Annotated in this window: 13 protein-coding genes; 3 read left to right on the forward strand and 10 right to left on the reverse strand. The window is 70.7% G+C overall.

All coding sequences use genetic code 11. The features are described 5' to 3' along the window. Positions 1-16: 16 nt before the first annotated feature. The 6 genes from atpE to prmC form a co-directional block, all read right to left on the reverse strand. Positions 17-250 (reverse strand): F0F1 ATP synthase subunit C, encoded by a 234-nt coding sequence (gene atpE / locus AVW09_RS10595; RefSeq protein WP_043360904.1) that lies wholly within the window; start codon positions 248-250, stop codon positions 17-19. Positions 251-295: 45 nt separating this feature from the next. Next, positions 296-1,126, reverse strand: a complete 831-nt coding sequence (atpB, locus tag AVW09_RS10600) for a F0F1 ATP synthase subunit A (RefSeq protein ID WP_197462614.1) — start codon at positions 1,124-1,126, stop codon at positions 296-298. 212 nt (positions 1,127-1,338) lie between these two features. Next, entirely contained in the window at positions 1,339-1,827 is a 489-nt protein-coding gene (locus AVW09_RS10605; RefSeq protein ID WP_063258038.1) for a hypothetical protein, read from the reverse strand. Then, positions 1,824-2,996 (reverse strand): MraY family glycosyltransferase, encoded by a 1,173-nt coding sequence (locus AVW09_RS10610; RefSeq protein WP_063258039.1) that lies wholly within the window; start codon positions 2,994-2,996, stop codon positions 1,824-1,826. The genes AVW09_RS10605 and AVW09_RS10610 overlap by 4 nt, the downstream gene beginning before the upstream one ends. Further along, positions 2,993-3,733, reverse strand: coding sequence for an L-threonylcarbamoyladenylate synthase (locus AVW09_RS10615; protein ID WP_063258040.1), 741 nt, complete (start codon positions 3,731-3,733; stop codon positions 2,993-2,995). The genes AVW09_RS10610 and AVW09_RS10615 overlap by 4 nt, the downstream gene beginning before the upstream one ends. A gap of 39 nt (positions 3,734-3,772) precedes the next feature. Continuing rightward, positions 3,773-4,657: a peptide chain release factor N(5)-glutamine methyltransferase gene (prmC, locus tag AVW09_RS10620; protein WP_063258041.1), complete on the reverse strand. Its 885-nt coding sequence runs from the start codon at positions 4,655-4,657 to the stop codon at positions 3,773-3,775. 99 nt (positions 4,658-4,756) lie between these two features. On the opposite strand from prmC, the gene cysK reads away from it, so the two are divergent. The 3 genes from cysK to AVW09_RS10635 are packed head-to-tail and all read left to right on the forward strand — an operon-like array spanning position 4,757 to position 7,722. Then, on the forward strand, positions 4,757-5,695 hold the full coding sequence (cysK, locus tag AVW09_RS10625; protein WP_063258042.1) for a cysteine synthase A: 939 nt from the start codon (positions 4,757-4,759) through the stop codon (positions 5,693-5,695). Between the two features lies 1 nt (position 5,696). Beyond that, complete coding sequence (gene epsC / locus AVW09_RS10630) at positions 5,697-6,266, forward strand: serine O-acetyltransferase EpsC (RefSeq protein WP_063258043.1); 570 nt, start codon at positions 5,697-5,699, stop codon at positions 6,264-6,266. 52 nt (positions 6,267-6,318) lie between these two features. Beyond that, a complete protein-coding gene (locus AVW09_RS10635) occupies positions 6,319-7,722 on the forward strand; it encodes an amidase (protein WP_063258044.1) in 1,404 nt (467 codons plus the stop codon). Between the two features lie 98 nt (positions 7,723-7,820). Here AVW09_RS10635 and prfA read toward each other — a convergent pair whose 3' ends face one another. The 4 genes from prfA to thrC form a co-directional block, all read right to left on the reverse strand. Beyond that, positions 7,821-8,897 (reverse strand): peptide chain release factor 1, encoded by a 1,077-nt coding sequence (prfA, locus tag AVW09_RS10640; RefSeq protein ID WP_026095656.1) that lies wholly within the window; start codon positions 8,895-8,897, stop codon positions 7,821-7,823. Between the two features lie 18 nt (positions 8,898-8,915). Next, positions 8,916-11,051 carry a transcription termination factor Rho gene (rho, locus tag AVW09_RS10645; RefSeq protein ID WP_063258045.1) on the reverse strand — a complete coding sequence of 712 codons (2,136 nt, stop codon included), beginning with the start codon at positions 11,049-11,051 and terminating at the stop codon, positions 8,916-8,918. A gap of 153 nt (positions 11,052-11,204) precedes the next feature. After that, positions 11,205-12,137 (reverse strand): homoserine kinase, encoded by a 933-nt coding sequence (thrB, locus tag AVW09_RS10650; RefSeq protein ID WP_063258046.1) that lies wholly within the window; start codon positions 12,135-12,137, stop codon positions 11,205-11,207. Further along, positions 12,134-13,216, reverse strand: a complete 1,083-nt coding sequence (gene thrC, locus AVW09_RS10655) for a threonine synthase (RefSeq protein ID WP_063258047.1) — start codon at positions 13,214-13,216, stop codon at positions 12,134-12,136. Before thrC ends, thrB begins: the two co-directional genes overlap by 4 nt. Between the last annotated feature and the right edge of the window lies 1 nt (position 13,217).

Consider the following 13,217-nt stretch of genomic DNA (forward strand, 5'->3'; position numbering starts at 1 on the left):
GTCGAGAGCGGCCGGATCAGGTGAAGATGAAGCCGGTCGCGATACCGATGAAGGCGAGCGCCTCGGTGAAGGCGATACCGATGAACATCAGCACCTGCAGACGGCCGGCCAGCTCGGGCTGACGCGCCACACCCTCGATCGTCTTGCCGACGACGATGCCCACGCCGATGGCGGGGCCGATCGCGGCGAGGCCGTAGCCGATCGTGGCGACGTTACCGGTGACCTGGGCGAGAACCGTAGTTGCGTCCACGGGTTTTTTCCTTTCGGTTGGGTGGCTCGGCGTGCGCCGGGCCGCTCAGTGCTCTTCTGCGACCGCGAGCTGGATGTAGACCGCGGTGAGGATCGCGAAGACGTACGCCTGGAGGAAGGCGACGAAGATTTCGAACAGGGTGAAGGCGAGGCCGAAGGCGAGGGAACCGACGCCCAGGGCCGTCCACCAACCACTGAGTTCCACGGCGAAGAACCACGTGGCGGAGAAGAACAGCACGAGCATCAGGTGGCCGACGACCATGTTCATCAGCAGTCGGAGCGTCAGCGTGACCGGGCGGATGATGAAGGTCGACAGGAACTCGAGCGGCACGATGATGATGTACAGCGGCCACGGCACGCCCGACGGGAGCAGCGCGTTCTTGAAGAAGCCGCCGGGGCTCTTCTTGATACCGGCGTAGATGAAGGTGACGTACGCGACGATCGCGAGGATCAGCGGCACCGCGATGACGCTCGTTCCGGCGATGTTCAGGAACGGGATGACACCCGTGATGTTCATGAACAGCACCATGAAGAAGATCGTGGTGAGGATCGGCAGGAAGCGCTTGCCATCCTTGCGGCCGAGGATGTCCTCGGCGATGTTCACACGGACGAAGTCCAGACCCATCTCGACGACGCTCTGGAAGCGACCGGGAACGATCTTCATCCGCCGGGTGCCGACTACGAGCAGGACGACCAGGACCGCGGTCGCGAGGAACTGGACCAGGTTGATGCGGGTGATCTCGAACGGCGCGCCGAACAGGTAGAGCCCCGGGAACGTGATGACCGCGTCGGGGAAGAACTCGTTGATGGAGGGCGGGTGAAACTCAGCACCCGCGGACGCGAAGTTCGTGATCAGGGTCGCAGCTTGAGTGGACAGCGCTGGCTCCAGCTTCGGGGCATCGGTGTGAACCGTTGCGACGATGGTCGGTGAGAGGCACCCGAAGTGCGAGCCTGGAAAGAGTCCCAGTCGCGGGTGGGTACTTCTCCCACCCTATCAAACTCCCGGCTGATCCATGAGTACGAGACCATCGTTCGTCTCGCCGACGGAGTATCGTGCCCCGCTCTCTCCGGCGCCGGGTTATAGGGGGGTCAGCCCCGTCGGTCGCCTTCATCGGGATCCGTCGGGAGCGTCACGTCGCTCGCGCTGGGGACCCGCATCCGCAGGAGGACGACCACGTCGACGGCCAGAGAGGCGACGACACTGACGACCAGAGCGACGTAGAACACCACCGGGTCGACCCATCCCTGGCCCCGGAGGATCACGATGGCGACGATGAAGAGGACGAGCTTGAGCAGCCATCCGCCGAGCACGATGCCGAAGAAGATCGGAACGTAGAGCGGGTCGCCGAACCACCGGTTGGCGATCAGGATGCTGGCTGCTGTCACCGCGAGGAAGATCGCGCTCACCGCAACGCCGCTCAGGGCGCTCGCCAGTCCCCCGCCGCCCGCGACGAGGAACCCCACCACGCCACCGGCGACGAGGAGGACGACTGTGACGATCCCGCCCCAGACGAGAGCCGTCCGCAGGATCGGCGTGCTCGAGAGAGGGCGTCGGGCGGCGGGGGAAGCGGTGCTCATGAGGAGGTCTCCGTGGAAGTGTGCTGCGCGCGGCGACGCAGGCGCAGGATGCGCTGGGAGGGCAGGAACGTGAGGACGAGGCAGGCGACGACTCCGACGGCCCCGAAAACGATGCCGATCGCGTAGTCGCCGGGCCAGCTCTGCTGGGTGCCGATGTACATGAGCAGGAACGACAGGCTCACCACGGCCGTCCACGCGTAGAAGATCAGGACCGCGTCGCGGTCGCTGTGACCCATGTCGAGCATGCGGTGATGCAGGTGCTTCCGGTCGGGAGAGAACGGAGAGCGCCCCGCCCACTGCCGCCGGACGACCGCGAGCCCGAAGTCGAGGAGCGGCAGGAGGACGATCACGACGGGCAGCAGGATGGGGATGAAGGCACCGAGCAGCTGCGATCGGCCGAGCTGCTGGGGGTCGAGCACGGCCGGGTCGAGCTGCCCCGTGATGGCGACCGCGGAGCTCGCCATGAGGAGACCGAGCATGAGCGCTCCGGCATCCCCCATGAAGAGTTTCGCGGGAGTCCAGTTCATCGGCAGGAACCCGAGGCAGGCGCCGATGAGCACCGCCGCGATGAACGAGGCGAGGTTGAAGTACGTACTCGCACCGGTGTCGCGGACGAGGAGATACGAATAGGCGAAGAAGACGCCGTTCGCGATCAGGCATACGCCCGCGACCAGGCCGTTCAGCCCGTCGATGAAGTTCACGGCGTTCATGACCACCACGAGCGCGAACACCGTGAGGAGGAAGCTCGCCCAGCTCGACCCGACGGTGAGGGCACCGATGGGCAGCGACAGGATCTGCAGCTGGCCGAACCAGGCGATGATGCCGGCCGCGATGAACTGGGCGCCGAGCTTGATCATCCAGTCGAGGTCCCACAGGTCGTCGGCGACGCCGACCAGGACGATCAGCAGGACGGCGCCGAGCAGCGAAAGGACGGGGACCGGGTCGGTCCAGAAGATCGCGAAGTAGGGGTTGCGGCTTGACAGCGCGAAGGCGGCGACCACACCGAGGAACATGGCCACGCCGCCGAGGCGCGGCGTGGGGGTGTCGTGCACGTCGCGATCCCGGATGCCGGGATAGAGCTTGAAGCGCAGCGCGAGCTTCCACACCACCCACGACAGCGCGAGAGTCACCGCAGCCGTGAACAGGATGGTGAGGAGGTACTGGGTCACGGACCCGGCGCCTCGGCATCCGGAGCGACGGTCGGCTCTGAGGAGGCGACCTCGGGGGCCGATGCCGTCTCGGGGTCGGGCTCGAGGAGGTCGCCGAGCACCTCGCGCAGGCGGTCCCGCGAGATCGTGCCCTCGCGGAGCACGCGCACCCGCGGCTCGGCACCGCCCACCAGCGTCGTCGCGTCGACGATCGTGGAGGCATAGCCCCACTGGCTGGGCCCGGCGTCGAGGTAGACCGCGACGCTGTCGCCGAGCATGTCGCGGGCCTCGTCGATGCTGACCGCCGCGGGCATGCCCGTGCGGTTGGCACTGGACACCGCGAGCGGCCCCGTCTCCTCGAGCAGTTCGAGCGTGAGGTTCTGCGCGGGCATGCGAACCGCGACGGTGCCGTGCGTGTCGCCGAGATCCCACGACAGCGAGGGCTGTGCGGGGAGGACGATGGTCAGGCCGCCGGGCCAGAAAGCGTGGACGAGGTCGTCCACCGCGGGCGGGACTTCGGCGACGAGGGCGCGGAGCGTGCCGACGCCGGGCACGAGGACGGGCGGCGGCTGCTGGCGGCCGCGGCCCTTCGCCTCGAGGAGGCCCATGACGGCGCGCGCGTTGAACGCGTCTGCGGCGATTCCGTAGACGGTGTCGGTGGGGAGCACGACGAGTTCGCCTCGACCGATCGCCTGGCGCGCGTGGCGCGTCCCGGAGAGCAGCTGCGACTCGTCACGGCAGTCGTAGACGGGTGACATGTCGCGCGACAGTCTACCGACGCCGACGGTGTGCGACGGTCAAGGATGAATCGCGGTCGTCGCGCGATCGCGCGTCGTGAGGTCGGGGTGGGTCGCGGCGGCACGCCATCCGTCGGCGGTGAGGATCTCGCGGATCGCCGCGCCCTGCCACTCGCCGTGCTCGATGACGATCGTCCCGCCCGGGTGCGCGAGGCGGAGTCCGACGCGGCTGAGCACGCGCACGGCATCCAGTCCGTCCGGACCGCCGTAGAGCGCCGCGGGCGGGTCGTAGAGGCGCACCTCGGGATCCCGCGGGATCGCGTCGTCCGGGACGTAGGGGGGATTGGATGCCACGACCGACACGGTCCCGTCCAGCTCCGGGAAGGCGTCGGCGAGGTCGATGAACGCCAGCGTCAGGTTCGTGGCCCCGATCCGCGCGACGTTCTCCTTCGTCCAGATGAAGGCGTCGACGGAGTTCTCGGCGGCGAAGACCCGCGCGTGCGGGACCTCGGTCGCCATCGCGAGGGCGATCGCGCCGCTCCCCGTTCCGAGGTCGACCGCGATCGGAGACGGGGATGCCGAGGACCCCAGGGCGTCGATCGCGAGCTGCGCCACCATCTCGGTCTCGGGACGCGGGACGAAGACGCCGGGTCCGACGGCGAGCTCCATCGAACGGAACGGCGCGCGGCCCGTCAGGTGCTGCAGCGGCTCGCGCGCGCAGCGGCGGTCGACGAGCGGGGCGAGCGCGGCCGCGGCGGCCTCGGGCAGACGATCGCCCCGGATCGCGGCGGCCTGCACTCCCCCGCGCGACGTCGACAGGACGTGGGCGAGGAGGAGTTCGGCATCCACTCGGGGATCGGGGATGCCGGCGGAGGAGAAGCGCGCCGCCGTGTCGCGGAGGACGTCGGCGACGGCGAGCGGGGCGGAGTGTACGGAGTCGGGCATGACGGATCACGAGCCTAGTCGCGCGGCGTCACACACGGCCGCGGGGATCGGCCGCTCACCTAGGATTGTCGCGATCCGACCGACGGCGAAAGGCGAGCCATGCCCGGCATCCACTCCGACATCACTTCCGCGTTCGGCGACACGCCGCTGGTGCGGCTCAACCGTGTCGCGGAGGGCACCGGGGCCCAGATCCTGGCCAAGCTCGAGTTCTACAACCCCGCCTCGAGCGTGAAGGACCGACTCGGCATCGCGATCGTCGATGCGGCCGAGGCCTCCGGCGAGCTGAAGCCGGGCGGCACCCTCGTCGAGTCCACCAGCGGCAACACCGGAATCGCCCTCGCGATGGTCGGCGCGGCGCGCGGGTACAAGGTCATCCTCACGATGCCCGCCTCGATGTCGAAGGAACGTCGCGTGCTGCTCCGGGCCTTCGGCGCAGAGCTCGTTCTCACCGACCCGACCAAGGGCATGTCGTTCGCGGTCGAGGAGGCCAAGCGCATCGTGGCAGAGACGCCCGGTGCCGTGTGGGCGCGGCAGTTCGAGAACGAGGCGAACCCGGCGATCCACCGTAAGACGACCGCCGAAGAGATCCTGCGCGACACCGACGGCAAGGTCGACTACTTCGTCGCCGGCATCGGCACGGGCGGCACCATCACGGGTGTGGGCCAGGTCCTCAAGGAGCGCGTCCCCGGGGTCAAGATCGTCGCGGTCGAGCCGGCCGACTCCCCCATCCTCACCAAGGGTCACCCCGGCCCGCACAAGATCCAGGGCATCGGCCCGAACTTCGTGCCGGCGATCCTGGACCGCGACATCCTCGACGAGGTGATCGACGTCGAGTTCGACGACGCGATCCGTCTCGCGCGCGAGACCGCGGCGAAGGACGGCATCCTGGTCGGCATGTCGTCGGGCGCGGCGATCTGGGCCGCTCTCGAGATCGCGCGCCGCCCCGAGGCCGAGGGCAAGAACATCGTGGTCATCATCCCCTCGTACGGCGAGCGTTACCTCTCCACCGCTCTGTACGAAGACCTGCGCGACAACTGACGTGGGGGTCCTCTCCCGCATCCGCGAGGACGTCGCGGCGGCGAAGTTCCGTGATCCCGCGGCCCGCGGCGGCCTCGAGATCGCGCTGCTCTACCCGGGCCTGCACGCCGTCTGGTCGTACCGCGTGGCGCACCGCCTGTGGGTGCGCGGCTTCCGGTTCCCGGCGCGGGCGCTCTCGCAGGTCACGCGCTGGCTGACCGGCATCGAGATCCACCCCGGCGCGACGATCGGACGCCGTTTCTTCATCGACCACGGTATGGGTGTCGTGGTCGGCGAGACGGCGGAGGTCGGTGACGACGTGATGCTGTACCACGGTGTCACGCTCGGCGGGCGCCAGCGCGAGGGCGGCAAGCGCCACCCCACGCTGCACGACGGGGTCGCGGTGGGTGCGGGGGCCAAGATCCTCGGACCGATCACGATCGGCGCCCACAGCCTCGTCGGCGCGAACGCCGTCGTGACGCGCGATGCGCCACCGGAGAGCGTGCTCGTCGGCGTCCCCGCGAAGGCGCGTCTGCGCCGCGCGAGCGAAGACACCCGCGCGCTGCTGACGGCGCCGGAGTACTGGATCTGAAGCTCCCCGCCGCAGCGCAGCGATGATCGCCGGGTCGCCGTAGGGTCGAAGGATGACGCGCCCGCACGATCTCTCGCTCGTCGCCCAGGTCGCGGCGCTCCGCGAGGGAGCGATCGGCCCGGTCGAGCTGACGTCGCACTATCTGGACCGCATCTCGCGTCTCGCGGAGCTGGGCGCGTTCGCCGAAGTCACGCCGGACGCGGCCCTCGCCCGCGCCGCGTCGCTCGCGGAGGCGGGTCCCGAGGGCTCGCTGTGGGCCGTGCCGTCGGCGGAGAAGGACCTCGTCGCGCGGGCGGACGTCGCGACGCGCTACGGATCACGCGCCCGGGCCGCGCACGTGCCCTCGGTCTCCGACCCGCTGGCGGAGGCGATGGATGCCGCGGGGGCGATCAGCCTCGGGAAGACGAGCACGTCGGAGTTCGGGCTCACCGGCTTCACCGAACCGCTCATCCACGCGCCCGCGCGGGACCCGTGGCGACCCTCCGCGGGCGCGGGCGGCTCGAGCGGCGGTGCCGCCGTCGCCGTGGCGGCGGGACTCCTGCCCGCCGCGGTCGGTTCGGACGGGGGCGGCTCGATCCGCATCCCGTCGGCGACGGTCGGTGTCGTGGGGCTGAAGCCCTCGCGCGGACGGCTGCCGATCGGGTCGGGGTTCGACTCCCCCGACGGGCTGTCGGTCACCGGGCCCATCGCGCGCACCGTCGAGGACGCCGGGCTGCTCCTGGACGCGCTGGTGGGCCTCGCCCCGTTCCCCTACGCCACCGCGGCGCCCGGTCACGGCCCGTTCGTCGAGGCCGCACGGCGACCCGCCGCGGGCCTGCGCATCGGCGTCACGACCGTCTCGCCGTGGGACGACGACGAGAACATCACCCTCGATCCCGATGCCCGGGTCGCGTTCGACACGGCAACCGCCTGGCTGAGCGACGCCGGACACGCCGTGGCCGATGCCGACTGGCATCCGGTCGGCTATCCCGCGCTGTTCCGCGTGCTGTGGCGCGCGAGCGCGGCGCGGATCCCGCTGACCACGCACGACCTCACGCTGGTCGAACCGCTCACCGCGTGGTTGGTGCGGGAGGGGCGCGCCCTCACGGCTCCGGACCTGCTCGGCGGGCTGACCGAAGCCCGGGCGTTCGAGCGGCGCACGATCGCCGACTTCGCCGCCTTCGACGCTGTGCTCACCCCCGCGCTCGCGCAGTCGCCGCGGCCCGTCGGGTGGTACGCGGGGTACGACCCGGAACGCACGTTCGCGATGCAGGTCGAATACGCGCCGTATTCGAGCTTCGTCAACGTCGCGGGGCTCCCCGCGCTGACGCTGCCGGTGACGAGGGATGCCGAGGGACATCCGGTGTCGGTGCAGTTGATCGGCCGCCCCGGCGGCGAGGCGATGCTGCTGGCGCTCGGCGCCGAGCTGGAGGCTCGTCGCGGCCCGCTCCCCCACCCACCGGCCTGGGACGCCTGAGCCCGGCCGGACCCGCACAACTCCTGCGAGCCCCCGCCGAATCACGCAGCGCAGCACCGAAGGCCCCGAGAAGCCGGAGTTGCGGAGCGGCGGCCGGCTCAGCCCTCGGAGAGCGCCGCGAGCCGGGCTTCCTCGTCGGCGGTGATCGCCGACTCGATGATCGGGCCGAGGGCGCCGTCCATGACCTGGTCGAGGTTGTACGCCTTGTACCCGGTGCGGTGATCCGCGATGCGGTTCTCCGGGAAGTTGTACGTGCGGATGCGCTCCGAACGGTCCATGCCGCGGATCTGCGAGCGCCGGGCGTCGGCGGCCTGCGCGTCGCGCTCCTCCTGCTGCTTGGCGAGCAGGCGCGCACGCAGCACGCGCATCCCCGCCTCGCGGTTCTGCAGCTGCGACTTCTCGTTCTGCATCGACACGACGATCCCGGTCGGGAGGTGGGTGATGCGGACGGCCGAGTCGGTGGTGTTCACCGACTGACCACCGGGCCCCGACGAACGGAACACGTCGATCTTGAGGTCGTTGGGGTCGATCGCGACCTCCTCCGGCTCGTCGACCTCGGGGAAGACGAGCACACCCGTCGTCGAGGTGTGGATGCGGCCCTGCGACTCCGTCGCGGGCACGCGCTGCACGCGGTGCACGCCGCCCTCGTACTTCAGGTGCGCCCACACGCCCTGCGCGGGGTCGCTCGAGGAGCCCTTGATCGCGACCTGGACGTCCTTGTACCCGCCGAGGTCGGACTCGTTGCGCTCGAGCAGTTCGGTCTTCCAGCCCATGGATGCCGCGTACTGCAGGTACATCCGCAGGAGATCGGCCGCGAACAGCGCGCTCTCCGCGCCGCCCTCGCCCGCCTTGATCTCCATGATCACGTCGCGGGCGTCGTCCGGGTCGCGCGGGATGAGCAGGCGGCGCAGACGCTCCTGGCTCTCGTCCAGGCGCTGCTCCAGCGCCGGCACCTCCTCGGCGAACGCGTCGTCCTCGCGGGCGAGTTCGCGCGCGGCATCCAGGTCGTCCGACGCCGCCTGCCAGGCCTCGTACGCGTGCACGATCCGATTCAGCTCGGCGTACCGCCGATTGACGCGCTTCGCGCGCGCCGCATCGGCGTGCACCGCCGGGTCGTTGAGCTCGAGCTCGACCTGCCGGTGCTCGTCGATCAGCCCGCGGACGGACTCGAGGATGCCGGAATCCGACACGGCTCAGCGGATGCCGTTGTCGTGCCCGTTGTCTCCGCGCGCGGGAGTCGGGATCGACTTCTGCATCTGGACGAGGAACTCGACGTTGGACTGCGTCTCCTTGAGCTTGCCGAGCACGACCTCGAGGGCCTGCTGCGGGTCGAGACCCGCGAGCGCGCGGCGCAGCTTCCAGGTGATCTTCACCTCGTCGGGCGACAGCAGCATCTCTTCGCGGCGCGTGGACGACGCGTTGACGTCGACCGCCGGGAAGATGCGCTTGTCGGCGAGCTGACGGTTCAGGCGCAGTTCGCTGTTACCGGTGCCCTTGAACTCCTCGAAGATCACGTCGTCCATCTTGGAGCCGGTCTCCACCAGCGCCGTGGCGAGGATCGTGAGCGACCCGCCGTTCTCGATGTTGCGCGCCGCGCCGAAGAAGCGCTTGGGCGGGTACAGCGCCGAGGCGTCGACGCCACCGGTGAGCACGCGACCCGACGTCGGCGCCGACAGGTTGTAGGCGCGGCCGAGGCGCGTGATCGAGTCGAGCAGCACGACCACGTCGCGGCCGAGTTCGACGAGGCGCTTCGCGCGCTCGATGGCGAGCTCGGCGACGGTGGTGTGGTCCTCCGCGGGGCGATCGAACGTCGAGGCGATGACCTCGCCCTTGACCGTCCGCTGCATGTCGGTGACCTCTTCGGGGCGCTCATCGACGAGCACGACCATGAGGTGGACCTCGGGGTTGTTGTGCGCGATGGCGTTGGCGATCTGCTGGAGCACGATCGTCTTGCCGGCCTTCGGGGGCGCGACGATGAGCCCGCGCTGACCCTTGCCGACCGGGGCGACCAGGTCGATGAGACGCTGCGTGAGCTTCTCGGGGGCGGTCTCCATGCGGAGGCGCTCCTGCGGGTAGAGCGGCGTCAGCTTGCCGAACTCGACACGGGCGGCGGCATCCTCGACCGACAGGCCGTTGATCGAGTCGACCTTGACCAGCGCGTTGTACTTCTGGCGGCTGGACTGCTCGCCCTCGCGCGGCTGCTTGATGGAGCCGACGACCGCGTCGCCCTTGCGCAGGTTGTACTTCTTGACCTGGCCGAGCGAGACGTACACGTCGCTCGGGCCGGGCAGGTAACCGGTGGTGCGCACGAACGCGTAGTTGTCGAGCACGTCCAGGACACCCGCGATCGGGATGAGCACGTCGTCCTCGCCGATCTCGCTCTCGAACTCGTCGCCGGTCGTCGCCTGCCCGCCGCGGCGCTTGTTGCGCTGGCGGTTGCGGCTGTTCGTCTGGTTCTGCTGCTGCGCCTGCTGCCCGTTCTGCGCGGGCGCCTCGGCCTCGTCCGACTCGGCGGCGGCCGCGGGAGCAGCGGCCTCGGTGTTCTCGGCGCGGTTGCGGTTGCGGCTGCGCGACCGGCTGCGGCTGCGGCTGCGCGACGGGGTCTCGGCGGACTCCTCGGTGCTCTCACCCTCGGCAGCGGATGCCACGGCCTCGGGGGCGGCGTCGGCGTCGGGGGCGGCGTCGGCCTCGGCGGCGTCGCCGGCTTCGGCGACCTGCTCGGAAAGAGCGGTCTCGGCCGGCGCGTCGGCGGCGGTGGCCTCGTCGGTTGCGGGCGCGTCGGCCGGAGCCTCGGTGACCGGCGCCTCAGCCGCGACGGGGGCCTCAGCCTCCGTGACCACGACGTCGGCGGGCGTCTCGTCGGCGGGTGCGCTCTTCGCGCGGCGCGGCGCACGCTTGCGGGGAGCGCGAGCGGGCTTGGCGGGGGCCTCTTCGTCAGCGGGCGCCTCGGTCGGGGCCGCAGCGGCCTCTTCGGCGGCAGGCTCCACGGCGGGCGCCTCGGCGTCGACGGTCTGCTCAGCAGGAGCGGCGACCGCTTCCTCCGCGGCGGGCTCCCCCGCGGGCGCGGCGTCCTCAGCGGGCGCCTCCTCGGCCGGGGCAGCGGCCTCGGCGGGGGCAGCGTCCTCGGCCGGCGCGTCCTCGGCGGCAGGCGCCTCGGCATCCGGGGTCTCGTCGACCGCGGGCTCCTCCACGGCGGGGGCGTCCTCGCCCTCCGCGTCGACGGGTGTGTCGAACAGCGTGTCGCCGGCGGGAGCGGCGGACTGCTCCTCGGTGGGGATGTCAGCGCCCTCGGGCGCGTCAACGGGCTGGGTCTCGGAGATGGACTCCACGAGTGCTCCTCAGAAATGAAACATGGTCAAATCACGGGTATCGCTGCAGAGCGCAGACGAAGATCACACCAGCGGTTCGGGAGACTGCAGCCGAGACCGGGTTCGCGATTTGTTGCGGATTTCGCAGGTGGTGCAGAGGCTCAGATTCGCGTGCTAAGCGGAACCCTCTGCGCGCTTCACTGTACCACCCTTGACGTCGACGGCGAGCATGAGCGCCTGCCACGGGGTGTCGACGACGGATGCGGTAAGGTCCGCGGCCGCGACACGCTGGCCCGGACCGTCCGCGAGCACCAGGACGCTCGGGCCCGCACCCGATACGACCGCCGCATAGCCCTCGGCGCGGAGTGCCCGCACGAGTCGGTCGGTCTCCGGCATCGCCTGCGCGCGGTAGTTCTGGTGCAGTTTGTCCTCGGTCGCGGCCATCAGCAGCTCGGGGCTCTGGGTCATCGCCGCGATGAGAAGTGCCGAGCGCGAGACGTTGAACACCGCGTCCTCGCGCGGCACCTGCAGCGGCTGCAGGCTCCGGGCGACGGCAGTCGACATCGTGAAGCTCGGGACGAGCACGAGCGGCGAGACACCGCGGTGCACGATGAGCTGCTTGTGCTGGGGGCCGGTGGCATCCATCCACGCGATCGTCAGGCCGCCGAAAAGGCCGGGGGCGACGTTGTCGGGGTGCCCTTCCATCTCGGTCGCGAGGCGCAGCAGGTCGACGTCGCTGAACGCGACCTCGCCCTCGAGCAGGCCCTTCGCCGCCAGGATGCCGGACACCACCGCCGCACCCGAGGAGCCCATCCCCCGCCCGTGCGGGATGACGTTGTGCGCCACCAGTCGCAGGCCGGGCATCTCGCGACCGACCGAGGCGTACGTGTGCGCGATCGCGCGCACGACGAGGTGCGATGCGTCGCGCGGCACGTCGGCCGTGCCCTCGCCGCTCACCTCGATCTCGAGGCGACCGGGCTCCAGGGCCTCGACCGTCAGCTCGTCGTACACGCTGAGCGCGAGCCCCAGGGTGTCGAACCCCGGACCGAGGTTGGCGCTGGTCGCCGGCACACGGACCGCGACGCGACGCCCGAGGGCTGCGGTCACTCGGCCACCGGCTTCAGGTCGAGGACCGAGGCGACCTCGGAGGTGGTCGCGTCGACCACGGTCGGCTCGACCTGGGTGCCGTCGGCCTTGCGCAGCGCCCACTGCGGGTCCTTGAGGCCGTGACCGGTGACGGTCAGGACGACCTTCGCGCCGGCACGGACGACACCCGCCTCCGCCTGCTCGAGGAGCCCCGCGACGCTGATGGCCGAGGCGGGCTCGACGAACACGCCGACCTCGCCCGCGAGGATCTTCTGCGCCGCCAGGATGCGCTCGTCGTCGATCGCGCCGAACCAGCCGTCGGTGGCCGCCCGCGCGTCCAGCGCGAGGTTCCACGACGCGGGGTTGCCGATGCGGATCGCGCTGGCGATCGTCTCGGGGTTCTTCACGACCGCGCCGGTCACGAGCGGGGCGGACCCGGCCGCCTGGAAGCCGAACATGCGCGGCACGCGCGTCGCGACGCCGCGGTCGGCCTCTTCGCGGTACCCGCGCGAGTACGCGGTGTAGTTGCCCGCGTTGCCTACGGGGATGAAGTGGAAGTCGGGGGCGTCGCCCAGCTGCTCGACGACCTCGTACGCCGCCGTCTTCTGGCCCTCGATGCGGTCGGGGTTGACCGAGTTGACCAGGTGCACCGGGTAGTGGTCGGCCAGCTCGCGCGCGATCTCGAGGCAGTCGTCGAAGTTGCCGCGGATCTGGATCAGACGGCCGTTGTGCGCGACGGCCTGGCTGAGCTTGCCCATCGCGATCTTGCCCTCGGGCACGAGGACCGCGGCGGTGATCCCGGCGTGCGCCGCGTAGGCGGCGGCCGAGGCCGAGGTGTTGCCGGTCGACGCGCAGATGACGGCCTTGGCCCCGTGCTCGACGGCGCGCGACAGCGCCACCGTCATGCCGCGGTCCTTGAACGAGCCCGTCGGGTTCATACCCTCGAACTTGACGTAGACGTCGGCACCCGTGCGCCGCGAGAGGGCGGGGGCGGGGATGAGTGGCGTGCCGCCCTCCCCCAGCGTCACGACGGTGGAGGCGTCGGTGACGCCCAGGCGGTCGGCGTACTCGCGGAGGACTCCGCGCCAGACGTGTGCCATG

The sequence above is a fragment of the Microbacterium sp. T32 genome (assembly GCF_001619615.1).
In the GTDB taxonomy this organism is placed as follows: Bacteria; Actinomycetota; Actinomycetes; order Actinomycetales; family Microbacteriaceae; genus Microbacterium.

Excerpts from the sequence above, each read along its gene's own strand:
- AVW09_RS10605 (WP_063258038.1), bottom strand. The coding sequence starts at position 1,827 with ATGAGCACCGCTTCCCCCGCCGCCCGACGCCCTCTCTCGAGCACGCCG.
- AVW09_RS10615 (WP_063258040.1), bottom strand. The coding sequence starts at position 3,733 with ATGTCACCCGTCTACGACTGCCGTGACGAGTCGCAGCTGCTCTCCGGG.
- prmC (WP_063258041.1), bottom strand. The coding sequence starts at position 4,657 with ATGCCCGACTCCGTACACTCCGCCCCGCTCGCCGTCGCCGACGTCCTC.
- cysK (WP_063258042.1), top strand. The coding sequence starts at position 4,757 with ATGCCCGGCATCCACTCCGACATCACTTCCGCGTTCGGCGACACGCCG.
- AVW09_RS10635 (WP_063258044.1), top strand. The coding sequence starts at position 6,319 with ATGACGCGCCCGCACGATCTCTCGCTCGTCGCCCAGGTCGCGGCGCTC.
- thrC (WP_063258047.1), bottom strand. The coding sequence starts at position 13,216 with ATGGCACACGTCTGGCGCGGAGTCCTCCGCGAGTACGCCGACCGCCTG.